At 71.2% G+C, this 26,962-nt stretch carries 25 protein-coding genes and 1 pseudogene; 4 read left to right on the plus strand and 22 right to left on the minus strand.

Annotation, left to right across the window (positions count from 1 at the left end):
- The first annotated feature begins 27 nt into the window (after window positions 1-27).
- The gene (locus ACGFML_RS15100) at window positions 28-1,056 is read left to right on the plus strand and encodes a methyltransferase (RefSeq protein ID WP_393543694.1); all 1,029 of its coding nucleotides are present in this window, start codon (window positions 28-30) and stop codon (window positions 1,054-1,056) included.
- A 67-nt stretch (window positions 1,057-1,123) separates the two neighbouring features.
- On the opposite strand, the gene ACGFML_RS15105 is transcribed toward ACGFML_RS15100, so the two are convergent.
- Genes ACGFML_RS15105 through ACGFML_RS15135 form a run of 7 tightly spaced genes read right to left on the minus strand, consistent with a single transcriptional unit; the run spans window position 1,124 to window position 6,405 of the window.
- On the minus strand, window positions 1,124-1,453 hold the full coding sequence (locus ACGFML_RS15105; RefSeq protein ID WP_393543696.1) for a TcmI family type II polyketide cyclase: 330 nt from the start codon (window positions 1,451-1,453) through the stop codon (window positions 1,124-1,126).
- Between the two features lie 58 nt (window positions 1,454-1,511).
- Window positions 1,512-1,982, minus strand: coding sequence for an SRPBCC family protein (locus ACGFML_RS15110; RefSeq protein WP_393543697.1), 471 nt, complete (start codon window positions 1,980-1,982; stop codon window positions 1,512-1,514).
- Between the two features lies 1 nt (window position 1,983).
- A complete protein-coding gene (locus tag ACGFML_RS15115) occupies window positions 1,984-2,241 on the minus strand; it encodes an acyl carrier protein (RefSeq protein WP_393543699.1) in 258 nt (85 codons plus the stop codon).
- A gap of 15 nt (window positions 2,242-2,256) precedes the next feature.
- Entirely contained in the window at window positions 2,257-3,528 is a 1,272-nt protein-coding gene (locus ACGFML_RS15120) for a ketosynthase chain-length factor (protein WP_393543701.1), read from the minus strand.
- The gene (locus tag ACGFML_RS15125; protein ID WP_393543702.1) at window positions 3,525-4,793 is read right to left on the minus strand and encodes a beta-ketoacyl-[acyl-carrier-protein] synthase family protein; all 1,269 of its coding nucleotides are present in this window, start codon (window positions 4,791-4,793) and stop codon (window positions 3,525-3,527) included. Before ACGFML_RS15125 ends, ACGFML_RS15120 begins: the two co-directional genes overlap by 4 nt.
- Window positions 4,790-5,224 carry a cupin domain-containing protein gene (locus ACGFML_RS15130; protein ID WP_393543704.1) on the minus strand — a complete coding sequence of 145 codons (435 nt, stop codon included), beginning with the start codon at window positions 5,222-5,224 and terminating at the stop codon, window positions 4,790-4,792. The genes ACGFML_RS15125 and ACGFML_RS15130 overlap by 4 nt, the downstream gene beginning before the upstream one ends.
- 59 nt (window positions 5,225-5,283) lie before the next feature.
- Window positions 5,284-6,405, minus strand: coding sequence for a SchA/CurD-like domain-containing protein (locus tag ACGFML_RS15135; protein WP_393543706.1), 1,122 nt, complete (start codon window positions 6,403-6,405; stop codon window positions 5,284-5,286).
- Between the two features lie 247 nt (window positions 6,406-6,652).
- On the opposite strand from ACGFML_RS15135, the gene ACGFML_RS15140 reads away from it, so the two are divergent.
- Window positions 6,653-8,287, plus strand: coding sequence for an FAD-dependent oxidoreductase (locus ACGFML_RS15140; protein WP_393543708.1), 1,635 nt, complete (start codon window positions 6,653-6,655; stop codon window positions 8,285-8,287).
- Between the two features lie 13 nt (window positions 8,288-8,300).
- Here ACGFML_RS15140 and ACGFML_RS15145 read toward each other — a convergent pair whose 3' ends face one another.
- Genes ACGFML_RS15145 through ACGFML_RS15155 form a run of 3 tightly spaced genes read right to left on the minus strand, consistent with a single transcriptional unit; the run spans window position 8,301 to window position 10,351 of the window.
- A complete protein-coding gene (locus ACGFML_RS15145) occupies window positions 8,301-9,203 on the minus strand; it encodes an SAM-dependent methyltransferase (RefSeq protein ID WP_393543710.1) in 903 nt (300 codons plus the stop codon).
- Complete coding sequence (locus tag ACGFML_RS15150; protein ID WP_393543712.1) at window positions 9,200-9,478, minus strand: DUF397 domain-containing protein; 279 nt, start codon at window positions 9,476-9,478, stop codon at window positions 9,200-9,202. Before ACGFML_RS15150 ends, ACGFML_RS15145 begins: the two co-directional genes overlap by 4 nt.
- A gap of 6 nt (window positions 9,479-9,484) precedes the next feature.
- Window positions 9,485-10,351, minus strand: a complete 867-nt coding sequence (locus ACGFML_RS15155) for a helix-turn-helix domain-containing protein (RefSeq protein ID WP_393543714.1) — start codon at window positions 10,349-10,351, stop codon at window positions 9,485-9,487.
- 136 nt (window positions 10,352-10,487) lie between these two features.
- Here ACGFML_RS15155 and ACGFML_RS15160 point away from each other — a divergent pair, with 136 nt between their 5' ends.
- On the plus strand, window positions 10,488-10,949 hold the full coding sequence (locus tag ACGFML_RS15160; protein WP_393543715.1) for an ATP-binding protein: 462 nt from the start codon (window positions 10,488-10,490) through the stop codon (window positions 10,947-10,949).
- A 79-nt stretch (window positions 10,950-11,028) separates the two neighbouring features.
- On the opposite strand, the gene ACGFML_RS15165 is transcribed toward ACGFML_RS15160, so the two are convergent.
- Window positions 11,029-11,829, minus strand: coding sequence for an SGNH/GDSL hydrolase family protein (locus ACGFML_RS15165; protein WP_393543717.1), 801 nt, complete (start codon window positions 11,827-11,829; stop codon window positions 11,029-11,031).
- Between the two features lie 288 nt (window positions 11,830-12,117).
- Between ACGFML_RS15165 and ACGFML_RS15170 the strand changes: the two genes are divergently transcribed.
- Entirely contained in the window at window positions 12,118-12,924 is an 807-nt protein-coding gene (locus ACGFML_RS15170) for a tyrosine-protein phosphatase (protein ID WP_393543719.1), read from the plus strand.
- 59 nt (window positions 12,925-12,983) lie between these two features.
- On the opposite strand, the gene ACGFML_RS15175 is transcribed toward ACGFML_RS15170, so the two are convergent.
- From ACGFML_RS15175 to ACGFML_RS15225, 11 genes and pseudogenes are all read right to left on the minus strand, one after another.
- Window positions 12,984-14,186: a serpin family protein gene (locus ACGFML_RS15175; protein WP_393543721.1), complete on the minus strand. Its 1,203-nt coding sequence runs from the start codon at window positions 14,184-14,186 to the stop codon at window positions 12,984-12,986.
- Between the two features lie 259 nt (window positions 14,187-14,445).
- A complete protein-coding gene (locus tag ACGFML_RS15180; protein ID WP_393543723.1) occupies window positions 14,446-15,834 on the minus strand; it encodes an aspartate aminotransferase family protein in 1,389 nt (462 codons plus the stop codon).
- Entirely contained in the window at window positions 15,831-17,732 is a 1,902-nt protein-coding gene (gene dxs, locus ACGFML_RS15185; protein WP_393543725.1) for a 1-deoxy-D-xylulose-5-phosphate synthase, read from the minus strand. The genes ACGFML_RS15180 and dxs overlap by 4 nt, the downstream gene beginning before the upstream one ends.
- A gap of 239 nt (window positions 17,733-17,971) precedes the next feature.
- Complete coding sequence (hpnH, locus tag ACGFML_RS15190; RefSeq protein ID WP_393543727.1) at window positions 17,972-18,997, minus strand: adenosyl-hopene transferase HpnH; 1,026 nt, start codon at window positions 18,995-18,997, stop codon at window positions 17,972-17,974.
- 5 nt (window positions 18,998-19,002) lie between these two features.
- Window positions 19,003-19,659 (minus strand): 1-hydroxy-2-methyl-2-butenyl 4-diphosphate reductase, encoded by a 657-nt coding sequence (locus tag ACGFML_RS15195; protein ID WP_393543729.1) that lies wholly within the window; start codon window positions 19,657-19,659, stop codon window positions 19,003-19,005.
- Entirely contained in the window at window positions 19,659-21,635 is a 1,977-nt protein-coding gene (gene shc / locus ACGFML_RS15200) for a squalene--hopene cyclase (RefSeq protein WP_393543731.1), read from the minus strand. Before shc ends, ACGFML_RS15195 begins: the two co-directional genes overlap by 1 nt.
- Before the next feature lie 106 nt (window positions 21,636-21,741).
- Window positions 21,742-22,863 carry a polyprenyl synthetase family protein gene (locus tag ACGFML_RS15205; protein WP_393543733.1) on the minus strand — a complete coding sequence of 374 codons (1,122 nt, stop codon included), beginning with the start codon at window positions 22,861-22,863 and terminating at the stop codon, window positions 21,742-21,744.
- A complete protein-coding gene (gene hpnE, locus ACGFML_RS15210) occupies window positions 22,860-24,284 on the minus strand; it encodes a hydroxysqualene dehydroxylase HpnE (RefSeq protein WP_393543735.1) in 1,425 nt (474 codons plus the stop codon). The genes ACGFML_RS15205 and hpnE overlap by 4 nt, the downstream gene beginning before the upstream one ends.
- Before the next feature lie 100 nt (window positions 24,285-24,384).
- On the minus strand, window positions 24,385-25,338 hold the full coding sequence (hpnD, locus tag ACGFML_RS15215) for a presqualene diphosphate synthase HpnD (protein ID WP_393543737.1): 954 nt from the start codon (window positions 25,336-25,338) through the stop codon (window positions 24,385-24,387).
- Window positions 25,335-26,201 carry a squalene synthase HpnC gene (gene hpnC, locus ACGFML_RS15220; RefSeq protein ID WP_393543785.1) on the minus strand — a complete coding sequence of 289 codons (867 nt, stop codon included), beginning with the start codon at window positions 26,199-26,201 and terminating at the stop codon, window positions 25,335-25,337. The genes hpnD and hpnC overlap by 4 nt, the downstream gene beginning before the upstream one ends.
- A 472-nt stretch (window positions 26,202-26,673) precedes the next feature.
- Window positions 26,674-26,962, minus strand: a pseudogene (locus ACGFML_RS15225) (ABC transporter ATP-binding protein); the annotation flags it as partial.

The following is a 26,962-nucleotide window of genomic DNA, read 5'->3' on the forward strand; positions in this document are numbered from 1 at the left end:
ATCGAACAGCAGCAGAATCGAGGCGGAATGACCACCGTAAGCCCCACTCCCCAGCCGGCCATGCGGCTGCGGGAACTCGTCTTCGGAGCCGCGTGTGCGGCGTCCGTCCGGGCGGCAGCGAGACTCGGCGTGGCCGATGCGCTCCAGGACGCGCCCGCCACCGCGGAGGAGCTGGCCGCCTCGGTGCACACCGAGGCGCGGCCCCTTCAGCGGCTGCTGCGGGCCCTTTCCTGCTACGGGATCTTCGAGGAGACCGAGGACGGGAGATTCACCCACACCGAGATGTCCCGTCTGCTGCGGGAGGACTCCCCCAACAGCCTGCGGTACATCTCCCTGTGGTGCACCGAGCCGTGGACCTGGGAGGCCTGGCCGCGGCTGGACGAGGCCGTACGGTCCGGCCAGAGCGTCTTCGACGGCCTTTACGGCAAGGGGTTCTTCGACTATCTGCACCAGGACGCCCAGGAGTCGGCGCAGGTCTTCGACCGGGCGATGACCACCTCCAGCAAGCAGTCCGCGCGGGACGTGGCCGAGCTGCTCGATCTGACCGGGGTGGCGTCGGTGGCGGACATCGGCGGCGGCCAGGGGCATGTGCTGGCCGGCCTGCTGGAGAAACACCCGGATCTGGAGGGGTCGCTGCTCGATCTGCCCAACGTGGTGGCGAACGCGGATCCGCGGCTGCGGGACGGCGGCCCGCTCGCCGACCGCGTACGGATCGTGCCCGGGGACTGCCGCGACGAGATCCCGGTCCAGGCCGACCTCTACATCATCAAGAACATCCTGGAGTGGGACGACGAAAGCACCCGGCGGACCCTGGGAAACGTCCTGGAGGTCGCACGGCCCGGCGCCCGCGTCGTGATCATCGAGAACCTCGTCGACGACAGCCCGTCGATGAAGTTCACCACCTCCATGGACCTGCTGCTGCTCCTGAACGTCGGCGGCGCCAAGCACACCAAGGAGAGTCTCATCAGCCGGATGTCGGAGGCCGGCCTGCTGGTCCACGACATCATGCCGGTCAACGCGTATCTGCACGCCTTCGAGTGCAGCATCCCCGGTTAGGCGCGCGCAGGTGCCCGCGATCGGCGTCGATCGCGGGCACCTGCGGCGGCCGGGCCCCGCGGGACCGTCACCCCTCGTCGCGCTGCCAGCTGTAGAACTGGCGGGCCATCGCGTCCTTCGGGCTCCGCCAGGTCTGCGGGTCGTAGGCGCTGACGTAGGCGGAGAGCCTGTCGCTGATGGACCGGAACTCGGGGTGCTCCGTCAGCCTGGCGATCTCCGGGCCCGGCGGCTTCTCGGACTCGATGAGGTGCAGGTACACCTCGCCGAACTGGAACAGGCTCCGCCGGGAGACGCCGATCAGATGTGGCAGCTCCGTGCGGTCGGATTCCGCGAAGACCTCGGCGATCCTCGGAGCGGACTCCGGCGCCATACGGGCGACGATCAGTTCGTGGTGCATCGGTCAGGTCCCTTCGTTGCCGCCGGGGGTGGCGGACCGGACGCGGCCTGGTGGGCGGTCAGTTCGCCGAGGCCCGCTTGTCGCGGTCGTGCTGTTCGATCTTGTCCCGGATCAGCGCCAGTTGGATCTTGGAGTTGCGGTTGATGTGCTCGGTCATGCCCTGGTCGTCGACCGGCGCCTCGGGCTTCATCGCGAAGTCCTGGGACCAGTACATGCCGGTGCCGCCGGGCAGTTCGGCGTACGTCCAGTGGATGTCCATGTGCTGGAAGGGGCCGGTCTCCACGCGGCGGGCGCGGACGGTCAGGCCCTTGCGGTCGGTCACCCGCTCCGAGACCCAGCTCCAGACGGTGCCGTTGTCGTCGGGGTGCATGGTCAGCCGGAAGGTCGTCTTGTCGCCTTCCCGCGAGAGCACGTCGACGGCGGCGTACTCGCTGAACAGCTGGGGCCAGTTCTCGAGGTCGTTGGTCATGTCCCAGACGAGATCGAGAGGGGCGGCGATCTTGATGTCGTTCTCGGTGTGGCCGGGCATATCAGGCTCCTGTCATCGGGGCGGTGTTGACGAGGTCGAGGAAGTCGCTCGGCGTCTTGCTGCGCTCGGCGTCGTTGGGCAGCGGCCTGCCCAGCCGGTTCTCCAGCTCGCCGACGATGCCGAGCAGACCCAGTGAGTCCAGGCCGAATTCGGCGAAGGTCGCGCCGGGCCGGCCCGCCAGGTCACTCGGGGCGACGGTGAGGCCGGCAGCCGATTTCATCAGCGAGGCCAGCTCGTCGAAGGTCAGTTCAGTGGTCATGACGGGTTCTCCTTCTCACGAAGGGGACTCGGTCGGGCCCCGACGCAGCACCAGCGCCGCGTTCGAGCCCATGAGTCCCCGGCTCAGCACCAACGCCGTCCGCAGCTCGGCCGGGCGGGCCGAGACGGTGACCAGGTCGAGGTCGTGGCACACCTCGAAGACGTTGGGGGTAGGGGGCACGACGCCGTGCTCCATGGAGAGCACCGCGGCCGCCGCGTCGAGGACGGGGGCGCCGCAGTACGCCCGGCCGGTGCCGGTCTTGGGTGCGGTCACCGGCACGTCGGGGGCGTGCCGGCCCAGCACATCGGCGATCGCGAGGGCCTCGGCCCGGTCGGCCGCGGGGACGCCGAACGCGTCCGCGAACACCACGTCGATCTCTTCCGGGGCGCACCGCGCGTCCTCCAGGGCGCCGCGGATCGCATGGACCAGCCCCTCGCGGGACTCGTCCCAGCGGGCCGCGCCGGTGAAGGTCGCGGCGTGCCCGGCCACCACGGCGCGGACTTCCGCCCCGCGGTCGAGGGCCGCCTTCTCCTCCTCGACCACGAGCATCGCTCCCCCCTCCGCGGGGACGAAGCCGCAGGCGGCCTCGGTGAAGGGGCGGTAGGCGCGGTACGGGTCGTCGACCTTGCTGAGGTCGTCGTACCCGAGCTGGCAGACCACCGAGTACGGGGCGAGCGGCGCCTCGGCCGCGCCGACGACGACGGCGTCGGTACCGCGCAGGATGGTCCGGCCCGCGTGCGCGAGCGCATCCAGACCGCCCGCCTCGTCACTGGCCACGACGCCGCAGGGGCCCTTGAAGCCGCCACGGATCGAGATCTGGCCGGTGCTGGCCGCATAGAACCAGGCGATGGACTGGTAGGGCCCGACGTGCTTGGAGCCCTGGCCCCACAGGTGTTGCAGTTCCCGCTGGCCGAACTCGCCGCCACCGGATCCGGCGGCGGTGACCACGCCCACCGCGAACGGTGAGTCGTTGTAGTCGGCACGGCCCAGTTGGGCATCGTCCAGCGCGAGGTTGGCCGCGGCCATGGCGAAGTGCGTGAACCGGTCGGTCTGGACCAGGTAGCGCTCTTCGATGAGCACCGCCGGGTCGAAGTCGCGGACCTCGCCGGCGACCTTGAGCGGCAGGTTCTCGCACCCTTCCCTGGTGACCAGGTCGAGCACGCTCATGCCCTCTCTGGTCGCCTTCCAGAAGGCTTCGGTGCTCACCCCGTTGGGGGCGATGACGCCGATGCCCGTGACGACGGCCCGTCGTTGCTGACGCTGTGGATGTTGCTGCAGGGAGCTCATCGGGCCCTCCCGCCCTGTCTGGTCAGAACCACCGCGGACTGGAAGCCGCCGAACCCGCTGCCGACCGACAGCACGGACCGCAGGGGCAGTTCGCGCGCCGTCTTCGGCACATAGTCGAGATCGCACTCGGGGTCCGGGGTCTCGTAGTTGGCCGTCGGCGGTACGACCTGGTGGGCGAGCGCCAGCACACACGCGACGATCTCGATCGCCCCGATCGCGCCGAGCGAGTGGCCCACCATGGATTTGATGGAGCTCATGGGCACCTGGTACGCGTGCTCTCCCAGCGACTTCTTGACCGCGGCGGTCTCGTGCCGGTCGTTCTGCTGGGTGCCCGAGCCATGGGCGTTGACGTAGTCGATCTGGGAACTGTCGACCTTCGCGTGACCGAGTGCGCGGTTGATCGCCTCGGCCATCTCCAGGCCCTCCTGGGTGAGCCCGGTCATGTGGTACGCGTTGCCGAAGGTGGCGTAGCCCCGTATCTCGCAGTGCACCGTCGCACCGCGGGCGCGGGCGTGCTCCAGCTCCTCCAGTACGAGGACGGCGCCGCCCTCCCCCATGACGAATCCGTCGCGGTTGGCGTCGAACGGCCGGGAGGCGTGGGCGGGGTCGTCGTTGTTCGCGGAGGTCGCCTTGATCGCGTCGAAGCAGGCCACCGTGATCGGAGAGATCGGCGAGTCGGACGCGCCCGCGATGCACACGTCGAGCCGGCCCTCCTCGATGGAGTGGAAGGCGTAGCCGATGGCGTCGAGGCCGGAGGTACAGCCCGTGGAGACGGTCTGCACCGGGCCGTGGGCGCCGATCTGCTCCGCCACCGCGGAGGCGAGCGAGCTGGGGGAGAACGCCCGCTGCAGATGGCGGCCGGCCGGCCGGTGGTCCACGTCCCAGTGCTGACCGACGTCGCTCACGGCGACGTAGTCCTGCTCCAGGCGCGTGGTGCCGCCGACCGCGGTGCCCAGTGACACCCCGATCCGCCAGCGGTTCTCGCTGCCGGTCTCCAGGCCCGCGTTCCGTACCGCCTCCTGGGCGGCGACCATCGCGAACTGGATGTACCGGTCCTCCGCGGCCACCTGCTCCGGCCCCAGGCCGTGGGCGGCCGGGTCGAAGTCGCACTCCGCGGCGATCCGCGAGCGGAAGCCCTCCGGGTTGAAGAGGGTGATCCCGCGGGTCGCGGTGCGCCCGGAGGACAGGAGGTCCCAGAAGGCGGGCACTCCCACGCCGCCCGGCGCGACGATCCCGACGCCGGTCACCGCTACCCGGCGGCTCATGACACCCGCTCCGCACGGTCGGGTGGGCCGGACGGCGCGCCGCCGTCCGTCTCCTCGGTGTCGACATGGCCCAGGTCGGGGCGCGGGGCCAGCGGGCCGAGGTGGAAGACCATCCGGGCCTCCACGTCACCGACATTGCGGAAGCGGTGGCGCAGGTACGGCGGGATCAGCAGCCCCTGGTCCGGGTGGAGCGGATGCGGCTCACCGTCCAGGTCCACTTCGAGCGCGCCGCTCACGACGTAGACGAACTCCTCGGAGTACGGGTGGTAGTGCTCGCCGATGCGCTCCCCGGGCTGTACGAGGGCCATGCCCATGAATCCGCTGGTGGCGCCCACCGCGGTGGGTGTCAGCATGGCGCGCAGGTCACCTCCGCGCCTGCGGTTGGGCTGGGTCTCGTTGAGGTCCACGATGCGTGGGCGGTGGGTGGTCATGGCTGCTTCCTCCTGGTACGGGGCCGACGGATGGGGGCCGTGGACGGCCGGGTGCGCGGTCAGGAGTCCGATGCCCGGCGGTCGGTGATCAGGTCCATGTCGGAGCGCGCGAGGAAGTGCGCCAGCTCCCGGTCGGTCGTCAGACCGCCGGCCACGTCGGTGTCCATGAGTCGCTTGAAGACGCCGCGCTTGCGGGGGCCGTGCACGCCCAGGACGAGATCGGGGTCGCTGTCGTCGAGGGGGACCCGGAGGTCGATGAGCCGGACGACGAGGTCGTCGCGCTGGAAGATGGTGCTGCCGCTGATCGGGCAGCCCGGGTCGTCCGCGGCCAGCTCGTCCTGCCGGGCGAGCAGCCGGGCCAGCGCCATACCGCAGCCTTCCTTGGCCGGGTAGTACAGCGCGTGCCGCTGCGCCGCGTGGGCGTCGGGGCCCTCGGTGGCGATGTGGTGCACGGCGGGCAGCGCGGCCCGGGTGAAGAAGACGCGGGCGGAGTTGGGGTCGTTGAGGTCCCGGTCCTGTTCGAGGTAGGGGTTGATGGCCTCCTCGACGGCCCTGACCTCGGGCTGCTCCGACACGTGGCGCAGCGCGGCGACGAGATCGCCCTGCACCTCCACCGCGCGTACGACGCGGTTGCCGTGCATGAACAGCGAGGTGCGGCGCAGCCGGGTGACCTCGTCGACCTGTGCCTCCGGGGAGCTGTAGTCGGCCAGGATCTCGGCGACCATCGACTCGCTGCCGGGCTTCACGGTGAAGGTCAGGGCGTGCCGGACCACTCCGTCACCGACGCGGGGCGATGCCTGCAGCCGTCCCTTGGCGGGCTGGGGGGCGGCGTGGGCGACGTTGGACGTCTCGCGCAGCACGCTGAAGCGCAGCGAGCGGGTGTTGCGCACGCAGCCGTGCAGGGGCTGCACCACCTTCACGTGTTCCTCGCTGTTGACCCAGGCCAGGAACGGCGGTGCGCTCTCCCATTCGCTGGTGATCAGCCACTGCGAGGGGTTCTCGATGGACTGGCACAGCTGGTCGGTGATGTGACCGGGGACGGAGGCCACCTGGTTGCGAAGGTGCTCATAGGCTTCGAGGAACCGCTGCTGGGCGCCCTCGTGGAGGTCCAGCATGAGGACGACCCGGAGTCTCGAGCCGTCGAACGCGGACTGCGATATTCGTTCCGACACTGTTGTCATCGTCTACGCATCTCCCTCGGAGCGAGCTGGCTCCTGTGGTGCGTCGTCAGTTCCGGAGGTGATCCGGGCACTGACCCGGCGTACCGGGACGACCGGCCCCGCGGTGGGGGTGGCCGTCCCGGAATCGATCGTGGCCGGGACCCCCTGGGCGCGCGAGATGTGTGGGCCATGCGGGTGAACCATGATCGAACGCTTCACCGGCCGGGGACACTCCCCCTCCACGAGCGCAGAGGGAGTGGAGCAGGCAATGAGTCCAACGGTCGAGGACAGGGTTCCGGTACTTGTCGTGGGCGGTTCCCTGGTGGGGCTGTCCGCTTCGCTGTTCCTGGGGCGCCTGGGAGTGCGGCACATGCTTGTCGAGAAGCATTCCGACACCTCCCGGCACCCGCGCGGCCGGGGGAACAACGTTCGCACGATGGAGCTGTACCGGGTGGCGGGCGCCGAACAGCGGATCCGGGAGGCCGCCTCCGTCCTGGCGGACAACCACGGCATCCTCCAGACCCCGTCGCTGACCGGCGAGGAGCAGGAGTGGCTGTTCAAGGAGATCGACCCGGGCGGCGGGCTGGCCCGGTTCAGCCCCGCCGGGTGGTGCCTGTGCAGTCAGAACGACCTGGAGCCGGTGCTGGTGCGCTGCGCCCGTGAACACGGCGGCGACCTGCGCTTCCACACCGAACTGCTCTCCTTCGACCAGGATCGCGAGGGGGTGACCGCAGTCGTCAAGAACCGGGACACCGGCGAGCACACCACCGTGCACGCGGACTACCTCATCGCCGCCGACGGCCCCCGCAGCCCCGCCCGGGAACGGCTCGGCATCGGCCAGACCGGCCCCGGGGACCTGTTCCACAACGTCAGCATCACCTTCCGGGCCCCCGCGCTGGCGGCGGCGGTGGGCGACCGCCGCTTCATCGCCTGCTATCTGACCAACCCGGAGGCCGACGGCGCGCTGCTCCCGGTGGACAACCAGGAGGAGTGGGTCTTCCACGCCCCCTGGCACCCGGACCGGGTCGAAACCCTGGAGGACTTCACCGACGAGCGGTGCATCGACCACATCCGGCGGGCGACCGGCGTGCCGGACATGGACGTCGAGATCACCGGCAAGGCGCCCTGGCACGCGGCGGAGCGCGTCGCCGAGCGGTACTCGGAGGGCCGGGTCTTCCTCGCCGGCGACTCGGCCCACGAGATGTCCCCCACCGGTGCGTTCGGCTCCAACACCGGCATCCAGGACGCCCACAACCTGGCCTGGAAGCTCGCCGCCGTGGTGAACGGCTGGGCGGGCCCCGGCCTGCTGGACACCTACGAGTCGGAACGCCAGCCGGTGGCCCGCGCCACCAGTGCCCGTGCCTCCGCCCGTTCCGCGGAACACAGCCACCCCGGCTATGCCGCGGCTCCCGGCGCCGGCGGCGGCCGGCAGAGCGGCGTGCTCACCGTCGCGCTCGGTTACAGCTACCCGCGGGGTGCGGTGGCCGGCGCCGACCCCGAACTCCCGGTGGTCCCCGCCCGGATGCAGCTCACCGGCGCCCCCGGCACCCGGGCCCCCCACATGTGGCTCCGGCGCGCGGGCGTACGGCTGTCGACCCTGGACCTCTACGAGCAGTCCCTGGTCCTGCTCACCGGGCCGGACGGCGAGGGCTGGCGCACCGCGGCCGCCCGGGCCGCGGAGCGCTGGTCGCTCGACCTGCCCGCCTACAGCATCGGCGACCGCCCCGAGGACGACCTCGCCCCGGACGAGGGCGCCGACTGGGCCGAGGCCCACGGCACGACGCCCCAGGGCGCGGTGCTGGTGCGCCCTGACGGGTTCGTGGCGTGGCGGGCCCCGGGTACGGCGGCCGACCTCGCCGGGGAGCTCGACGCGGCGCTGGCGAAGGTGCTCTGCCGGGGCTGACGGCGGCTCCGGCTCAGTCCTTTCTTCCCACGCCGCCGTAGAAGACGATGTCGTTGAGGGCCGCGGGGCCGGGCACCTCACCGTCCGGACGCCACAGCGGCACCCGGACGACGCCCGGCTCCAGCAGCGTGAACGGTCCGAAGAAGGAGGCGATGTCGGCCTTCGACCGCAGGTTGAGCGGGGCGGCGGAGCACTGGTAGATCTTCTCCGTCATCGCGCGCTTGACCTCGTCCACCGCGCCTTCCGCGTACGCCTCGTAAGGCTCGTACGTCGAGTGGGACAGCACGAGGTGGCTGCCCGCGGGCAGCGCGTCGGCGAAGGCGGCGACCATGGCGGCCGGGTGCTCGCTGTCCTGGACGAAAGACAGGACGACGGCCATCAGCAGCGTCACCGGACGGTCGAAGTCGATCAGCTCGCGGACGGCGGGATGGCCCAGGATCGCCGCGGGGTCGCGGAGGTCGCCCAGCACGAACGCGGTGCGTTCGGTGGTGGTGAGCCGGGCCTGGGCGTGGGTGGCGACGATCGGGTCGTTGTCGACGTAGACGACAGCGGTGTCGGGCGCGACCTCGCGGGCCAGTTCATGGGTGGTGGGCGGGGTGGGGATGCCGGTGCCGATGTCGATGATCTGGCGGATGCCCTCGGCGGCCAGTGCGCGCAGGGCCCGTCCCTGGAACGCGCGGTTGGCGATGGCGCTGTCGCGTACCTGGGGGTGCATCTTCAGGACGTGGTCGGCGGCCTCGCGGTCGACCTCGTAGTTGTCCCAGCCGCCGAGGAAGTAGTCGTTCATCCGGCCCGGATGCGGCCTGCTGGTGTCGATCTCCTCGGCCGAGAAGCCCGTGTGCTCCGGCCCCTTGACATACGGCCCGATGCCCGCGGCCGGGGAGTCCGGCGCCTTCGGGGGGAAGTTCTCGCTCATGCCGTCCTCCGCTCCACGCGCCGGCAGGGTGCCGCGGTGAGCAGGAAGTCGGCGTGCCCGGCCTTCGCTCCCTCGATGAAGCTCACCATTTCGTGATGGGTGTAGATCAGGGCCGGGCCGTTCGGGTCGGTGGACTGGCGCAGCGCCACCCGGCCGTCCTTCAACCGCATGGCCTCGACGCACTCGCCTCCGTTTCCGCCACTCCACGGCTTGTGCCAGCCGTCGTTGCCCAGTTCGTTGGCGGGCATGCCGTTGTAGATGCGTATGCGATCCATGGGGGGTTAGATCTCCTTGCGAAAGCCACCCAGAATGTCCCGGGTGGTGTGTGCCGGCGCGGCCTGCGCACACATCCGGTCCAGGGCTTCCAGGAACTGCGAGACGTCGTTGCGCTGGTCGAAGTACACGGCTCCGACGAGGCTTTCCGCATACGCGATGTCCGGCAGCTCCGGGATCGGGAAGCGGAAAATGTGGAACGGCCCGTACATCGCGGGATGCGGGCCGGATGCGAAGGGCATGACCTGCAGCCGGACGTTCGGCAGCGCGGTGGCCTCCATCAGCCGGGCGATCTGGTCGCGCATCACCTGCGGGCCGCCGATCGGGCGCCGCAGGACGGTCTCGTCCATCACCGCCCAGAGCATCGGGGCCTGATCGCGGGTCAGCAGCGACTGGCGCTCCATGCGCAGCGCCACGATGCGGTCGATGTCCGCGGCGGGGGCGTGCGGCATGCCGGCCCGCAGGACGGCGGCGGCGTACTCCTCGGTCTGCAGCAGGCCGGGGACGTAGTGCGGTTGGTAGGCCCGGATGAGGTTCGCCTCGCTCTCCAGGCTGACGAACGCGCTGAACCACTCGGGCAGTACGTCGCGGAAGTTGTGCCACCAGCCGGGCTTGTTGGCCTCGCGGGCGAGCGCGAGGAAACCGTCGATCTCCTCCTGGTCGGTGACGCCGTAGGTCGCCAGCAGCTTCTCGACGTAGGGGATCTTGAGCCCGACCTCGGCCTTCTCCATGCGCCGTATCGTCGCGTGGGTGACGTCGAGGGCCCGCGCGGACTGTTCGAAGGACAGTCCCGCCTTCTCGCGCAGATCCTGCAGCCGCTTGCCGAGCACCACCCGCAGGACGGTCGGCGCTCCGGCCGAACGTGGGTCCACCACGCCTGATCCCCTCCAACTGACTTATGTGTTCAGCAGTGTGTCATGCCGTCAGGAGGACGAACAGGCTGCATATGCGATTCTGCAAATTACAGAGTGATCCTTGCCATCGGTGACCAACATCGCACATAGTTACGTCGTGGCTTCCTCCAAAAACGCTCCCTCGTTAGGGCGCTACTGCGGTTTCGCCGCCGAGCACCCCCAGGACGCGTTCCATCTGCCGGCCCGGCGCACCTCGGTCCCCGAGGCACGCCGGCGGGTCAGCACGCTCCTGCGTTCCTGGGGCGCGGCCCAACAGGTCCGTGACGACGTGGAGTTGGTGGTGTCCGAACTGTTCACCAACGCGGTGCGGCACACCGACAGCGAGAAGGTCGGCTGCGAGGTGACCCTCGTCGGGTCGTATGTCCGCATAGAGATCACGGACGAGGGCGGCTCCGGCACCTCGGCGCCGCACGCTCAGCCCGGCAGCGTGGACAAGGAGTGCGGACGAGGGCTGTTCCTCGTCGGCGCACTGTCCGAGAGCTGGGGGACGCGCCGCGACGACGGCGGCCAGGGCCGGGTCGTCTGGGCGGATCTGCCCTACACCACCGCGGCACACTGAGGCCCCGGTCCGCCATCGGCGGAGACCGGGGCCTCAGTCGTTCCGTGCGCCCGCCGTTTCGTGCGGCCGCACTCCTGCGTCACAGGGGCAGCAGATCGGGCCGCTTGGGCTCGACGTGGTCCCCCGAGGACTCGCCGCGCAGCCGGCGCCCGATCCACGGGACCAGGTGTTCCCGCGCCCAGTGGATGTTGTCCCGCCGCGCGTCGGCGGCCGACCGCTCCGCCTCCGGCGGCCACGGCTGGTCCGGGTCGGCCGGCACGGTGAGCCCGAGCACCTGTGCGGCGCGCAGCGCCACCCGGGTGTGCCCGTCGGCGGACAGATGCAGCCGGTCTTCGCTCCACGCCCTCCGGTCCTGCACCGACCTCAGCGACCACAGGTCGAGCACCGGGCAGCCGTGCCGGTCCGCGATGGCGCGGACGTGCGCCGTGTAGGTCGCTATCTTGCCGCGCAGATGCTTGAGGACGGGCATCCCGCGGGTGTCGAACCCGGTGCACAGCAGCACCGTCCCGACCGAGGTCCGCAGGTCGGCGACCGCCCGCTCATACCGCTCGGCCACCGCGTCCGGGTCCGAGCCCGGCCGCAGGATGTCGTTCCCGCCGGCACAGAACGTCACCAGCGTGGGGGCCAGCTCCTTCGCCCGGGGCACCTGCTCCTCGACGATCTGGTCGAGAAGCCGCCCCCTCACGGCGAGGTTCGCGTAGCGGAAGTCCCCTTCTTCCCGCTGGTCCGACAGGAGGACCGCGAGGCGGTCCGCCCAACCGATGTACGCCCCGTCACGGCCGGGATCCCCGACCCCCTCGGTGAAGCTGTCCCCGACGGCTGCGTACGACCCGATGGCGCCACCGGCGCCGCTGCTGAGGTTCTTCGAATCGTCTGCCACGTCAGGACATACTTCACCTTGAGAAGTGACCTACGCCATCGTAACCAGGGGTTGACGGGAGGTGATTAATACCACCCAGTCAAATTCTCCTCAAATGGGAATAACGATTGGTCACAGACTGCTCCATCATCGCTTCATGTGCGGTCGGGAGGCGGCCGCCGCACGTCACCTCGAGAGTCACACGGCGGCGCCGTCGCGAGCTGGTTGCCTATTGCACCAATGTCGTATCGTCGGAGTAGCCCCGCCGCGTGGACGACGAGCGTCGGCGGCCGAACAGAAGGAGCGCCCGTGACGCAGACGCCGCAGGTCCCGCAGGACCACTCCGAGCTCGCGGAGGTCCGCAACTTCCGCGATGTGGGCGGACTGCCGACCGTGGACGGGCGTCGGGTACGTCATGGGCGGCTGTTCCGCAGCGGCCATCTCGCCCACGCGACCGAGGCGGACGCCGAATTCCTCGCCGGCCTCGGCCTGCACACCGTCTTCGACTTCCGCAACGCCGCGGACATCAAGCTCGAGGGCCCCGACGTCTCGCTCCCCGGCGTGCGGAACGTGAACATCCCGCTCACCGATCCGGCCGACGGCGCGGAGTTCTGGACCATGGTGCGCGACGGCCACGTGGACCAGCTGCGGACCGCGCTCGGTGACGGCAAGGCCGCGGCCCGGATGTCGTCGACCTACCGCCACATCATCACCACCCGCACCGAGGACCACAGCCGGGTGCTGCACGCGCTCGCCGAGGACAGCCTTCCCGCGCTGATGCACTGCGCGGCCGGCAAGGACCGGGCGGGCCTGTCCGTGGCCGTGACACTGCTGGCGGTCGGTGTGGAGCCGGACGCCATCGAGACGGACTACCTCAAGTCCAACGACCCACACCGCCGCTACAAGATCCGCCGCAGCGACAACTCCGCGGTCGGGATGTCGGAGGAGGTCATGGAGCTGCTCTCGCCGCTGTTCGGCGCGCACACCGACTACCTCACCGCCGCCTTCGACACCATCGAGCAGACCTGGGGCTCCCGGGACCGCTACCTCGCCGAGGGCCTCAAGCTGACCGACGCCACCCGCGAGCGACTGCGCGCCCGGCTGTTGACCGACTGACCCCGCCCGGCGTACGGACGGCCCGGCGACTGCCCGCCGGGCCGTCCGTACGCCGTGGTTCACCGGCGCTCGAGCCGGCGCGGCCGGTCCTGGTGCTGGTCCGGGTCGGTGACCCACCCCGCGACCAGCACCAGTCCCGACTCCCGGTGCACCGCGAGGAAGCCGAAGGGCCGGTCGAAGGTCGCCGAAAGGACCTGCGACTGCTGCTGCGGCCGCAGCGCGGAGCCCGCGCGCATCCCGATGGCCGTCACGGCCGCCGCCCGGAATCCCAGCGGCCCGAAGGTCGCGGTGACCGTCTGCCGGGCCGACGACACCGCCAGCGGCTGCGCGCTGATCCCGGGGAAGTGCCCCCGCGAGCCGTCGGTGGCCGTGGCGAGTCCGAACAGCCCCGCCTGCGCCAGCAGATCGTGATCGGCGTCGACGGTGAAGCGCGCGCAGGTCAGCTGGGTCCGCGGGGCCCCGTCCCAGCTGGTCGTCGTCCGCACCTGCACCCCGGGCCCGGCGCCGTCCCCCAGCTCCGTACCGGACTGCACCGGATACCCGCCGCCCAGCGCCGCGACGCCATGGCGCAACACCTCGCCACCGGGCAGCTCCGGCGGTCCGAGCAGCAGGTGCACGTCCAGGCCGTTGTCGCCCTCGACCTGCACCGTGGTCAGCGCACCGGCCGGCGAGCGGTGCACCCGGACCTGCTCCGATGCCGTGTCGGAACGATGCAGCCCGGCCAACTCCCGGCCCGCCCACGGCCCTTCGGTCGTCCGCAGCGGCACCTCGCGGAACGCCTTGCACCATGTCGTCCGCACCAGCAGCGCACTCGCGAGCACCAGGAGGGTGCTCGGACCGGCCGCTACGGGCATCCGCTCGATCAGGCCGTCGGTGTGCCGCCGCACCCAGGCGTCCATCGCCGCCGCATCCGCCGCCGCGTCCCCGGACAGTTCGCCGTGGACGTCGAGTGGCAGGCCGTCCAGCCATTCCGGGCGCAGCTCCAGCACGCGCCGGGTCCACAGTCCCACCGCGGCATCGATGCCGTCCGCTGCGGCCAGCGCGTCGAGCAGGGCGCGCCCTTCGGACACGGCGTGCTCCGCGTCCGTGCCGATCGCGCCGGCCAGTTCCGCACGGGCCTCGCCCGCCGCCGGCCCGGCCAGCAGGGCCAGCAGCGGCCAGAGCCCGGCGGCCGTCAGGGCCGTGCCCCGCTCCCCCACCGCCTCCCGCGCCCAACTGCCCGTCAGGTCGTTGACGGCCCGTACCGTCGTTGCAGCGATCATGGATGCATCCCCCGGACTCATCGGCGGTCGACGACCGCTGCCGCACCAACCTGCGGCCCGGTGGCTCTCACAAGCCGTCACCACATACTCTGGCCTGCACCTTTCCGGCGCAGGCAGGGATCAACCCTAGTGGCACGCAGGCCCGCCCGCACCCCTCGGGCCTCCCGGTGCGAGGCCGTCCGCGGACGGCGGGGCAGCGGGATCCACTACTGGGAGGTCGCCCTCGTGACCGCGGCGGAGGGCGGGCCCTGCCGGGACCTCACACGGCGGCCCGCCCCAGGTGCGCCTTGACCAACGTCCGCCCGAAGTCCCACATCAGTCCGCCGCCGTTGTGGGCGTCGTCCATGACGGCCGTGAACGCCTCGACGAACCGGTCCACTTCCCGTTCCCCGATGATCAGCGGCGGAATCAGCTTGATGACCTCCAGATGGTCGCCGGAGACCTGGGTGAGGATGCGATGGCGCTGCAGCAGCGGCGCCACGACCAACTGCGCGAAGAGCCCCTTGCGGGCCGCCTGCAGCATCGTCCAACGTCCCCGCAGGACCAGCGACCTGGGCTTGCCGAACTCGATGCCGATCATCAGGCCGCGCCCGCGGACGTCGTGCAGCAGCTCGTACGTGTCGACGAGCGCGGCGAGCCGCTCGCGCAGCAGATCGCCGGTGTGCCGGGCGTGGGCGACGGTCTGCTCGTCCTCCATCACGGACAGCACCGCGAGACCGGCCGCCATGGCCTGGGCGTTGGACCCGAAGCTGGCGGAGTGCACCAGCACCCGGTCCATGGACGAGTAGACCTTCTTGAAGATCCAGTCCTTGCCGAGCGTCGCGCCGACCGGGACGTAGCCGCCGGAGAGCGCCTTGGCCACGCACACCAGATCCGGTTCGACGCCGTCCTCGTGCTGGTAGGCGAAGAAGTCGCCGGTGCGGCCGAGGCCGGTCTGCACCTCGTCGGCGATCAGCAGGGCCTTGTGCCGGCGCAGCAACTGCTGCGCGGCGGGCAGGAAGCCCGGCGGGGTGGGGTGGACGCCCTTGCCCTGGATCGGCTCGACGATGAAGCCCGCGACGTCGCCCTTGCTCAACTCCCGCTCCAGCGCGTCCAGATCGCCCATGTCGATGGCGGTGTCCGGCAGCAGCGGCGCGAAGCCGTCGCGGAAGCCGTCCTCGCCGTTGACGGAGAGCGAGCCGGTGGTCAGGCCGTGGAAGGCGTGGGTGCAGTAGAGGATGCGGGGCCGGCCGGTGGCGTAGCGGGCGAACTTCACAGCGGTCTCGACGGCCTCGGTGCCGCTGTTGCCGAAGAACACACGGTCCAGGTGGGGCGCGTACGTGAGGAGCTTCTCGGCGAGCAGGCCGGGCAGCGGCTGGCAGTCGAAGCGGGTGAGGTCGGGCAGGCCGGCGTCCAGGACGTCGTGCAGTGCCTGGCGTACGACGGGGTGGTGTCTGCCCAGGCCCATCACGCCGAAGCCGGCGAGCATGTCGAGGTAGTCCCGACCGTCGCGGTCCCAGAAGTAGGCGCCCTCGCCCCGCTCGTAGACCTTGTCGAACCCGATGGTGTGCAACATCCGCGGCAGCTGGTGGTTGAGATGGCGGGTGTGCAGGTCGTAGCGCTCAGCGCCGCGTTCGGCGAGCAGCTGTGCGAGGTCGAATCCGGTCACGAGACGTTCTCCTTACGGGCCGACGCGGGGTTCTTGGCAGCCAGCGCGTCGCTGATCCGCGCGGCGATCTCGGCCGGGGTGAGTCCGAGCTCCGCCAGCAGCTCCCCGCGCTTGGCGTGCGCCAGGAACTGCTCGGGGATGCCGAAGGTGCGCAGCGGTACGTCCACCTCCGCGTCCCGCAGTGCCTGGCCGACCGCCGACCCCACGCCACCGGTGCGGCTGTGGTCCTCGACCACGGCCACCAGGGCGTGCCGGGCGGCGAGCTGGGGGACGGCGGGGTCGACCGGCTTGACCCAGCGCGGGTCGACGACCGTCGCGTCGACGCCGCGCGCCGCGAGGAGCTCGGCGACCCGCAGGCAGACCGGTGCCATCACGCCGACCGCGACCAGCAGGACGTCCGGCCGCGGCGTGCGGTGCAGGACGTCGACGCCGCCGACCTTCTCCAGGGCCGGGACGGGGTCCCCCACCAGCTCCTTGGGGAATCGGATGACGGTCGGCGCATCGTCCACGTCCAGGGATTCGCGCAGCTGGGCGCGGAGCTGGTCGGCGTCGCGCGGTGCGGCGATCCGCAGGCCCGGTACGACGCCCAGCATCGACATGTCCCACATGCCGTTGTGCGAGGCGCCGTCGGTACCGGTGACGCCGGCCCGGTCGAGGACGAAGGTGACGCCGCAACGGTGCAGGGCCACGTCCATCAGGATCTGGTCGAAGGCCCGGTTGAGGAAGGTGGCGTAGACGGCGACGACCGGGTGGAGGCCGCCGGTGGCGAGGCCGGCCGCCGAGACCGCGGCGTGCTGTTCGGCGATGCCCACGTCCCAGACCCGGTCCGGGTGGGCGGCGGCGAACTTCCCGAGCCCGACCGGCTGGAGCATGGCCGCCGTGACGGCGACGACGTCCTCGCGCTCGGCTCCGATCTGCACCATCTCGTCGGCGAAGACGGAGGTCCAGGTGGGTGCGCCGGGCGGCGTGACGGGCGCGCAGGTCAGCGGGTCCATCACGCCCACGGTGTGGAAGTGGTCCGCCTCGTCCTCCAGGGCGGGCTGATAGCCGCGGCCCTTCTCCGTCAGGCAGTGCACCAGTACCGGGCCGTGGAACCCCGCGGCCCGGCGGAGCGCGGACTCCACGGCGGCGATGTCGTGCCCGTCGATCGGGCCGACGTACTTCAGGCCGAGGTCCTCGAACATGCCCTGCGGTGCGAAGGCGTCCTTGAAGCCCTTCTTCGCGCCGTGCAGCGATTCGTAGAGCGGCTGGCCGACGACCGGGGTGCGCTGGAGGACGTCCTTGCCCCAGGCCAGGAACTTCTCGTAGCCGTCGGTGGTGCGCAAGGTGGCGAGATGGCTGGCGAGGCCGCCGATGGTCGGCGCGTAGGAGCGCTCGTTGTCGTTGACGACGATGATCAGCGGGCGGTCCTTGGCGGCCGCGATGTTGTTGAGCGCCTCCCACGCCATACCGCCCGTCAGCGCGCCGTCCCCGATCACGGCGACGACATGGTCCTTCCGGCCGCGGACCTGATTGGCCTTGGCCAGGCCGTCGGCCCAGCCCAGCACGGTGGAGGCATGGCTGTTCTCGATGACGTCGTGCGGGGACTCGGCCCGCGAGGGGTAGCCGGACAGGCCGCCCTTGGCCCGCAGTTTGGAGAAGTCCTGGCGGCCGGTGAGCAGCTTGTGGACGTAGGACTGGTGGCCGGTGTCCCACAGGATGCGGTCGGCGGGCGAGTCGAAGACCCGGTGCAGGGCGAGGGTCAGCTCGACCACGCCCAGGTTGGGTCCCAGATGACCGCCGGTCCGGGCGACGGCCTGCACGAGGAACTCCCGGATCTCCTCGGCGAGTTCGTCCATCCGCTCCGCGGGCAGCGCCTTGAGGTCGCGCGGCTCGCCGATGTGCTCCAGCATGGTCATGCTCGGTCCCCCTCCAGGGTTTCTGCTGACGGTGACGTCGGGCGCCCGGCGGTGCTCACCGCTCCCGCGTGCGCACGGCCGGCTTCACGCTCGCCGAGGTGAGCGCGCCGGCGGTCTTCGGCCCCGGTGCGGTCCCGACGGCCGGGCCCCCGCTGCCGCCCGAGCGGTGCGCTGGGCCGTCGCTGCGGTGCGCCGGGCCGCCGGGAAGCCCGGCGGCCGCGGGCACACCGCTCATCACGTCACCCGCGGTTCCCGCCGACGGTCTCCCTGGCGGCGCGCAGCGACTCCTTCAGGGATCCCATGGTGGCCAGCACGGCGGTGGGCTCATAGCCGCAGTGCGCCATGCAGTTGGCGCAGCGCGGGTCCTTGCCGCGGCCGTACTTGTCCCAGTCGGTCTCCTCGATGAGCTCCCGGTACGTCGGGACGTACCCGTCGCTCATGAGGTAGCAGGGGCGCTGCCAGCCGAAGAGGGAGTAGTTGGGGATCGCCCAGGCCGTGCAGGGGAAGTCCGCCTTGCCTTCCAGGAAGTCGAGGAAGAGCGGGCTGTGGTTGAGTCGCCAGCGGCGCCGGTTGCCGCCGGCGAAGGCCTTCCGGAACAGCTCACGGGTCTGCTCGACCCCCAGGAAGTGCTCCTGGTCGGGGGCCTTCTCGTAGGCGTAGGCGGGCGACAGCATCATTTCGTCGACCTGCAGGTCGTCGTTGAGGAAGTTGAGGACCTCGATGATGGTCTGCGGGGTGTCGGTGTTGAAGAAGGTGGAATTCGTGGTGACCCGGAAGCCGCGGCGCTTGGCCTCCTTGATCGCCGCCACCGCCTCGTCGAATACGCCTTCCTTGGCGACGGATTCGTCGTGCCGCTCCCGCATCCCGTCGATGTGCACCGCGAACGCGAAGTACGGAGAGGGCGTGAAGTTCTCCATCTTCTTGCGCAGCAGCATGGCGTTGGTGCAGAGGAAGACGTACTTCCGCTTCGCCACCAACTGACGGACGATCTCGTCGATCTGCGGGTGCATCAGCGGCTCGCCGCCGGCGATGGAGACCATCGGCGCGCCGGACTCCAGCACCGCCCCGACCGCCTGCGCCACCGGCATGCGCTGCTTGAGGACGCCCGCCGGATGCTGGATCTTCCCGCAGCCCTCGCATTTCAGGTTGCAGGCGAAGAGCGGCTCCAGCTCGACGATGAGCGGAAACTTCTCGCGCCGGCGCAACATCTTCTGTTCAAAAAGATAGGTCCCGACCCGGATGGTCTGGCGAAGCGGCATGGCCATCTGGCTCACCTCCTGGGGAGCAGCAAAGAACGGTGCCATTCGAAGAAAACAGGAAGAACGGAGCGCAACACACGGAAGGCCGATATTCCACCGCGCACCGTGCCGATCCGTACGAGTTCATGTTCTGGAGCGTCCACGATCACCCGGACGGCCGCAACCGGGCGATTTCCGGCACGCACCGCGGCACGCAGGGTGGCGGCGGATTCCATGTCCACCGCGACCGCGCCCTCGGCGTGCAGCGCGGCGCGCTCCGTGCCGTGCACGAGATGGTCGGAGCCGCGCAGCAGGCCGGTGTGCACGGTCAGCCCGCGCCGGCGGAGCGCTGCCAGGAGCGGGCCGTTGTCCCGGCAGGGGATGTCCCGGGCATCGGCCCGATGATCGCGGGTGGCCTCGGCGACCACCACGTCCCCCGGCCGCATCCCCGGGGCCAGCCCGGCGCAGAATCCGCTGGCGACGACCGGCGACCGCGCGGTGGCCGCGCCGTCCCGCAGGGCTGCCGCCAGGGCGCGTTCGGCGGACTGGGGGCCCATGCCCGTACGGAGGGTGACCACCGGCGGACGGGGGCCACCACCGCGACCGCCCCGCAGTGCGAGCCGTTCGATGCCGAGCGCACAAGCGATCAGCAGCGGCGGATCGGCGTCTGCCGGGGCCGGTCTCGGCATCAGATTCCCAACGGCGCGTCGGCCGCTCCGCCGTGGACATAGCGGCCCAGGGCCGTCAGCGGGAAGACCTGGCGGTAGAGGTGGTAGTTGATGGAGAAGTCCCAGGGGAAGCCCGTGCCGGTGAAGTACGGCTCGTCCCACGATCCGTCCGCGCGCTGGGTGCCGACCAGATAGCGCACGCCGCGCCGTACCGGCTCGCTGTCCCGTTCCCCGGCCGCGAGCAGCGCCATCAGCGCCCAGCCGGTCTGCGAGGCGGTCGAGGCACCGCGCCCGGCCCACGTCTTGTCCTGGTAGGAGCGCTGGTCCTCGCCCCAGCCGCCGTCGGCGTTCTGCACCCGATGCAGCCAGCCGACGGCCCGGCGGACCGCGGGATGCGAGGCGGGGATGCCGGCCGCCGCCAGCGCCGGCAGGACGGAGCCGGTGCCGTAGACGTAGTTGGTGCCCCAGCGACCGAACCAGGCGCCGCTGGGCTCTTGTTCGGCCAGCAGCCAGTCAATGCCGCGGCGGGTGCTCGGGTCGTGCGTACGGCCGACGTCGGCGAGCATCTCGACGACGTGCGCGGTGACGTCGGCCGACGGCGGGTCGATGACCTCACCGAAGTCGCAGAACGGCAGGCGGTTGGGGAACCGGCTGGTGTTGTCCGCGTCGAAGGCGCCCCAGGCGCCGTTCTTGGACTGCATACCGAGGTTCCAGCGCACCGCCCGGCGCACCGCGGCATCGACGCGCTGCGGATCGGGATGCTCGACCCGACGCAGCGCCAGCACCACCTCGGCGGTGTCGTCGATGTCCGGGTAGTTGTCGTTCTCGAACTCGAACGCCCAGCCACCGGAGGCGAGTTGGGGACGGCGCACCGACCAGTCGCCGGGCCGGTCGATCTGCTCGTCGAGCATCCAGTCGACGGCCCGGACCAACTTCGGGTGATCGGCGGGCAGTCCGGCATCGGCGAGCGCGACGGTGGCCAGGCAGGTGTCCCACACCGGGGACTGGCATGCCTCGATCATCCGGGCACCGTCCTCGCGCCAGACGCTGAAGCGGTCCAGCGACTCCAGGCCGCTGCGCAGCACCGGGTGCGCCAGGTCGTAGCCGAGGAGATGCAGGGCGATGACGGAGTAGACGGCCGGCGGCTGGATGCCGCCCCAGCAGCCGTCGTTCTCCTGCCGCTCGATGATCCAGCGGGCGGCGGAGCGCATCGCGGCGCCGCGCAGCCGGCGCGGCGCGACCTTGTGGTAGACGTGCAGCGCCTTGTCCAGGCGCTGGAAGACGCCGTCCCAGCTGGTGGCGGGGGCGAGCGGGCGCGGCGGGGCGGGGCGGCGCGGATCGGTGTGCAGCTCGTCGAGGGCGAACGGCGCCGGGCGTACCGGCCGCTTCGCCGAGACGATGGTCAGCGCCACTATCGTCTGCCGCGCCCAGCAGCCGAAGTCGTAGATGTTGAGCGGGAACCACTTGGGGAGGTAGATCAGTTCCGGCGGGAGTTCGGGGAGGTCGTCCCACTTCCACCAGCCGAAGAGGGCGAGCCAGATACGGGTGAAGACCCGGGCGGCGGCGATCCCACCCTGTCCGCGGATCCAGGCGGAGGCCCTGGCCATGTGCGTCGATTCGGGGGCGTCCCCGGCGAGCCGCAGGGCCACATAGGCCTCGATGGTGGTGGACAGTTCGCCGGGCCCGCCGTAGAAGGTGGCCCAGGTGCCGTCCTCGCGCTGCTCGCCGCGGATGAACCGGGCGGCGGCCTCGGTGAGCTCGGGGTCCTGGATGCCCAGGAACTGACGGAGCAGCAGGTCCTCGGCGTCCATCGTGACGTTGGTGGCGAGGTCGCCCTTCCACCAGCCGGCGGGATCCTGGAGGGAGAGCAGGTGGTCGGCGGCGCGGGCGGTCGCGCGCCGCACGGCGGCGGTGTCGGTCTTCTCAGCGGTGGCATCGCTGGCCGAAGGGGCCCGGGGCGGCAGCGCCCCGGTACTTCCGTCGGTCGTCGCTGTCATGGCTTCCCCTTCGGCAGTGAACTGTCAAAGCGTGCTCAGGGACTCCGTCGGCCGGCGCCCGGCTGGCACCGGCCGGCGACTGCGAACTAGTTCGTATCGATGGTGATCATCTCTCCCGTACGACGACGAAGTCCGCGAGCGCGACCAGCTGCGCACGGACCTTTTCCGGCATGTCGATCTCGTCCAGCGCGGCGATGGCGGTGGCGTGCTGGCGGCGGGCCTCCTGGGAGGTCCATTCGCGGCCGCCGGCCTCCTCGATGAGGGCCGCCCGGGAGGCGAACTCCTCCTCGGTGAAGTCGGCGATCTCGGTCTCCGTCTTCTTGGCGTCGGCGGCCAGGATCCGGGCGAGGCGCTCGGAGGCCCCACCGCCCTCGGCCAGCGCCGCGACGACCGGCAGCGACTTCTTGCGCTGGCGCAGATCGCTCCAGGTCTGCTTGCCGGTGGCATCCGGGTCGCCCCAGATGCCGAGCAGGTCGTCGACCGCCTGGAAGGCGAGGCCGAGGTGGTAGCCGTACCGCTCCAGGATGTCGGCCGTCCGGTCGTCGGCACCGCCGAGGACCGCACCGATCGAGACCGCGCAGGCCAGCAGCGCGCCGGTCTTGTTGCCCTCCATCTCCAGGCACTCCTCGACGGTGACCCGTTCGCGGTGCTCGTAGGAGATGTCCTGGGCCTGACCGTCGATCAGCCTGCGGGTGGCCAGGGTCAACCGGCGGGTGGCCCGGCCGGCCTCGACGGTGCCCAGCTCCAGCAGTATTTCGTTGGCGAGGGCGAACAGCGCGTCGCCGACCAGGATCGCCTGCGCGGGGCCGTGCACCTTCCAGACCGTGTCGCGGTGCCGGCGCTGCTCGTCGCCGTCCATCAGGTCGTCGTGCAGCAGCGAGAAGTTGTGCACCAGCTCGACGGCGACCGCGCCGGGGATACCGACCTCGGGGGCGGCGCCGGCGGCCTCGGCCGACAGCAGGGCGAGGGCGGGCCGGACGGCCTTGCCGCCGTCGCCCGTCGAGGGGCGGCCCGCGGCATCGATCCAGCCGAAGTGGTAGGCGGCGACGGTGTCCATGGGAGGAGCGAGCCGGTCCACGGCGGCACGCAGCACGGGAGTGGCGAGTGTCCGCCCGCGCTCCAGCAGCGCGGTGACGCTCTCGGTGTCGATAGCTGGGGAAGCCGGATTCACGGTTTCTCCTCTGTTTCCGATACTCGTGCTCGTGCGAGCGCTCGTACTCGTAGTCATGCCGCCTCCTGAGGCAACTGGCCCTGGGGGAAGCCGAGTTCGTTGAGTGCCTCGCGAGCGGCGGCAGTGCCGCTGCGAACAGCGCTTTCCATGGTCGCGGGCCACCCGGTGGCGGTCCACGCACCGGCCAGGTACAGGCCGGGAGCTTGGGTGCGGGCGGCGGGGCGGAGCCTGCCGACGCCCGGTGCGGGCGCGAAGGTCGCGGTGCGCTCGCGGGTGACGAAGAAGTCGCGGATCCGGGCGCCCCGGGCGGCGGGCAACAGCCGCTCCAGCTCGGGGAGATAGCGGGCGCGGAGCTTGGCGACCGGCTCGTCGATCTCCTCCTGAGCGGCGGACTGCGAGACGGCCAGATACTGGCCGCCGCCCGTCAGCCCGGAGGCGTGCGTGCGGTCGAAGACCCACTGCACCGGGGAGCCGACGGCGGCGAAGAAGGGACGGCGCAGCACCTTGCGGTCGTAGACCACATGGAGGTTGAGGATCGGCGCCGTGCCGATCTCCAGCAGCCGGTCCCGGTCCGCCAGGGCTCCGTCGGGCAGCAGCCCGTGCGCCTCGCGCTGCGGTACGGCCAGGACGACGGTGTCCGCGGCGAGCCGCTCGTGGTCGTGCGGGCCGCCGGCGACCCGGACCTGCCAGCCGCCGTCGGTGCGCTCGGCGCCCATGGCGCGGGTGCGCAGCCGGATGCGTACGCCGGCCTTCTCCAGGGCCGTGCGGGCGAGCTCGTCGTGCACCTCGCCGAGCGGCACCCGGGCCCAGCCGATGTCGGCGGCGCCCGGTGCGGACAGCAGGCCGGTCCGGAAGACCTTGGCGGCCAGCCCCAGGGAGGCGTCGCCCGCGGTGGCGTTCAGGGTGGCAATGCCGACCAGGTCCCACAGCGCTTCGATGGCGCGGGAGGACTGGCCGTGGCGGCGCAGCCAGCTGCCGAAGTCCACGTCGTCCAGGGCGGGATCGGCCGGGTCCAGGCCCTTGAGGGCGAGGGTGGCGCGGACGACGCCCGCCCGCTCGGCGGGCGAGAGGTGCGGATAGGCCGCGAGGCTGCCCGCCAGGTGCAGCGGTACGGGCAGGGCCGTACGGCGCAGCCGGCCGAGCCGCATCCGGTCGGCGTCCAGCACGGGGACGTCCATCCGGTCCTGAAGGGGCACCAGGGACGCGGCGCCGATCCGCTCCAGGAACGCGCGGTAGGCCGTGCAGCAGCGCAGATAGACATGCTGGCCGTTGTCGACGGCCAGCTCACCGGCGGCGCCGTCGCGGCGGAAGGAGAAGACCAGGCCGCCGAGCCGGGGCCGGCCCTCGACGAGGGTGACCCGCAGGCCCGCGTCGGCCAGCGCGAGCGCCGCGGTGGTGCCCGCGATGCCGCCGCCGATGACCACCGCGGTCGACGGCCCGTCGCCGTGCCGGTCGTGCCGCGCGGCTGCCGATGTCATGTGATCTCCCCCCGTACCGCAGTCAGGGACGCAGTCGTCCCCGGGAGGGTTGCCTGCCGCGCGGGCGCGGGATCACCGCAGTCGCACGCGGCCCGGCGGATCATCCGCGCCTCCGGACGGACTCACGGCGGCCGATCGCGCGCGCGTCGAGGCCGGAGAGCCCGCGCACGGCGACAAATGCCTTCTCCCGGCCGGGCAGTGAGACCCGGCCACGCAGTACCGCCTCGGGGTCGGCGGCGATGCGCGACAACAGGCGGTGGTAGATGCCGGCCATCGCGGCCACACAGGCACCGCTGCGCCGGTCGAGCATCGGCAGCAGCCGGAAGCCGTCGGCGAACAGCGCACGAGCGCGCTTGACCTCGAAGTGCACCAGGCCGGTGAAGTCGGAGCCGGGCGGCGGGACCTCTTCGTTGAAGCCCGCCGAGCAGCCGAACTTGGCGAGATCCTCGGCGGGGAGATACGTGCGGCCGTTGTCCGCGTCCTCGCGAACATCCCTGAGGATGTTGGTGAGTTGAAGGGCGAGGCCGAGCGTGTCGGCGTACTCCGGGGCGCGTTCGGCGTCCGGTGCGCCGGGCACCGTGCCGAACACGCCCAGCGAGAGTCGACCGATGGCTCCGGCGACGCAGCGGCAGTAGACCTTGAGCTCGTCCCAGGTCTCGTACGTCTCGCCGCGGACGTCCGCCAGCACGCCGTCGATCAGCTCGTCGAGCCCGTCGAGCGGGATGGGGAACCGCCGGGCGGCATCGGCCAGCGCGACGGCCACCGGGTCGGTGTCGTCCTCGTCGATCCGGCCGTCCTTGATGCGGGCCAGCAGCTCCCGGGTGTCCTCCAGGCGCTGCTGCTTGGCGACGGCCTCCAGGGCGCCGTCGCCGATGTCGTCGACCCGGCGGGAGAAGGCGTAGAGCGCCGACATGGCCTGCCGCCGGTCGGTGGGCAGGAGCCGGATGCCATAGGCGAAGTTCCGTGCCTGCTGCCCGGTGACGGCCTCGCAGTAGCGGTACGCAGCGAGCACCGGCGCGGATGCGTGTGCGGTTGCCTCCACGGTCCGGCTCACCCCTCTCTTCGCAATGTCGCCCCCACCTCGCGCAGCAGGCTGAGCTTGGTCGGCTTGGGCGGTCCAGGGAGTACGTCGTGATCGGCGGCCGCGACCGCCTGGAGTGCGGCGCGCCCGCCGGCGACGAAGCCGGCCAGCAACAGCTTGAGTCTGCCGTGGACGCTACCCACCAGCGGGGCACCTTCATCCAGCAGGTCACGGGCGCGTTCAGCTTCGTAGGCGATCAGTGCGCGCACCGATGCGCCCCCTTTCGGGGCGGCCAGATCGGCTTCGGTGACACCAAAACGTTTCAAGTCCTCGGTGGGGAGATAGATGCGGTCGCGGTCGAGGTCCTCGGCCACGTCCTGGAGGTGCTCGACGATCTGCAGGGCGGTGCAGATCCGGTCGGAGTGCCGGACGCGCTCCGGGCTCGTGGTGCCGGTGATGCCGAGGACGAGTCGACCGACGGGGTTGGCGGACAGCTCGCAGTAGGCCAGCAGGTCGTCGTAGGTGCCGTAGCGGGAGACCACCTGGTCCTGGCGATTGGCCTCGATCAGGCCGAGGAAGGGCTCGGGAGTGAGCGCGCAGCGGCGGACGGTCGGGCCCAGGGCGCGCAGCAGCGGATGACGGGGGCCGGGGGCGCGGTCCGTGAAGACCCGCTGCAGGTCCGCCTCCAGGGCGTCGAGCATCGCGACGCGGTCCTCGGCCTGTGCGTGGTCCACCCCGAGGAGCGCGGCATCGCCGCCGCCCGGCGCGAGATCGCCGTCGCCGATGTCGTCGACGAGCCGGGCGAAGCCGTAGACGGCCATCAGGTCGGCTCGCCAGGCACGGGGCAGGAAGAACGGCGCCACCGGAAAGTTCTCGTGCGCGGCCTTGTCGAGCACGGTGCGCGACTGCGCGTCGGCCGGCTCGCCGGTGACCTTCGCCCGTCGGTGGCCGACGGTGCGCGTCAACGCCTCCCCTTCGCTCACCGCGGGCTGCCCGGCGCGTCTCGGAGCCGGAGCCAACCAGTAGCCATTACCGTCACGTCTCCCGTTCTACACCGCCGAGCTAAAACATCCTATTTCGGACACGCCGCTGGTCACAGCGCGACCCTGAACGAGCCTTCCTTCGCCCGCTCGGGTGAGCATTGCCCGACTTGTACCACTTGTGCCGTTCGGTACGCGTACAGCTTACGCCGTACATCTCACCCTCGTACGTGGGGGTACCGAAGCCTCGGGCAACGATCCTTTCAACGCCGCCGGCGCGCCAACTGTTCCGGTCCCCGGAAGAGTTGACCATCTGTTAACGAACGAAGGCCCCCGCGAGCCGGACTCACGGAGACCTTCGGGAGCAGGCCGGATCAACGGGGCGGGGTTATTTCCCCGTCTCCTTCTCGTACGCCTTGATCACTTCGTCCGTCGGGCCGTCCATCAGGAGCTCACCGCGCTCCAGCCACAGGACCCGGTCGCAGGTGTCCCGGATCGACTTGTTGTTGTGGCTGACCAGGAAGACCGTGCCGGCCTCCTTGCGCAGCTCGCGGATGCGGGCCTCGGAGCGCTTTTGGAACTTGCGGTCGCCGGTGGCCAGCGCCTCGTCGATCATCAGGACGTCGTGGTCCTTGGCCGCCGCGATGGAGAACCGCAGCCGGGCGGCCATGCCGGAG

This window comes from Streptomyces sp. NPDC048650 (assembly GCF_043199095.1).
Taxonomy (GTDB): domain Bacteria; phylum Actinomycetota; class Actinomycetes; order Streptomycetales; family Streptomycetaceae; genus Streptomyces.

Bases quoted from the DNA above. Each gene is read 5' to 3' on its own strand.
- ACGFML_RS15100 (WP_393543694.1), top strand. From the start codon at position 28: ATGACCACCGTAAGCCCCACTCCCCAGCCGGCCATGCGGCTGCGGGAA.
- ACGFML_RS15105 (WP_393543696.1), bottom strand. From the start codon at position 1,453: ATGCACCACGAACTGATCGTCGCCCGTATGGCGCCGGAGTCCGCTCCG.
- ACGFML_RS15110 (WP_393543697.1), bottom strand. From the start codon at position 1,982: ATGCCCGGCCACACCGAGAACGACATCAAGATCGCCGCCCCTCTCGAT.
- ACGFML_RS15115 (WP_393543699.1), bottom strand. From the start codon at position 2,241: ATGACCACTGAACTGACCTTCGACGAGCTGGCCTCGCTGATGAAATCG.
- ACGFML_RS15120 (WP_393543701.1), bottom strand. From the start codon at position 3,528: ATGAGCTCCCTGCAGCAACATCCACAGCGTCAGCAACGACGGGCCGTC.
- ACGFML_RS15125 (WP_393543702.1), bottom strand. From the start codon at position 4,793: ATGAGCCGCCGGGTAGCGGTGACCGGCGTCGGGATCGTCGCGCCGGGC.
- ACGFML_RS15130 (WP_393543704.1), bottom strand. From the start codon at position 5,224: ATGACCACCCACCGCCCACGCATCGTGGACCTCAACGAGACCCAGCCC.
- ACGFML_RS15135 (WP_393543706.1), bottom strand. From the start codon at position 6,405: ATGACAACAGTGTCGGAACGAATATCGCAGTCCGCGTTCGACGGCTCG.
- ACGFML_RS15140 (WP_393543708.1), top strand. From the start codon at position 6,653: ATGAGTCCAACGGTCGAGGACAGGGTTCCGGTACTTGTCGTGGGCGGT.
- ACGFML_RS15145 (WP_393543710.1), bottom strand. From the start codon at position 9,203: ATGAGCGAGAACTTCCCCCCGAAGGCGCCGGACTCCCCGGCCGCGGGC.
- ACGFML_RS15150 (WP_393543712.1), bottom strand. From the start codon at position 9,478: ATGGATCGCATACGCATCTACAACGGCATGCCCGCCAACGAACTGGGC.
- ACGFML_RS15175 (WP_393543721.1), bottom strand. From the start codon at position 14,186: ATGATCGCTGCAACGACGGTACGGGCCGTCAACGACCTGACGGGCAGT.
- dxs (WP_393543725.1), bottom strand. From the start codon at position 17,732: ATGACCATGCTGGAGCACATCGGCGAGCCGCGCGACCTCAAGGCGCTG.
- hpnH (WP_393543727.1), bottom strand. From the start codon at position 18,997: ATGGCCATGCCGCTTCGCCAGACCATCCGGGTCGGGACCTATCTTTTT.
- ACGFML_RS15195 (WP_393543729.1), bottom strand. From the start codon at position 19,659: ATGCCGAGACCGGCCCCGGCAGACGCCGATCCGCCGCTGCTGATCGCT.
- shc (WP_393543731.1), bottom strand. From the start codon at position 21,635: ATGACAGCGACGACCGACGGAAGTACCGGGGCGCTGCCGCCCCGGGCC.
- ACGFML_RS15205 (WP_393543733.1), bottom strand. From the start codon at position 22,863: ATGACTACGAGTACGAGCGCTCGCACGAGCACGAGTATCGGAAACAGA.
- hpnE (WP_393543735.1), bottom strand. From the start codon at position 24,284: ATGACATCGGCAGCCGCGCGGCACGACCGGCACGGCGACGGGCCGTCG.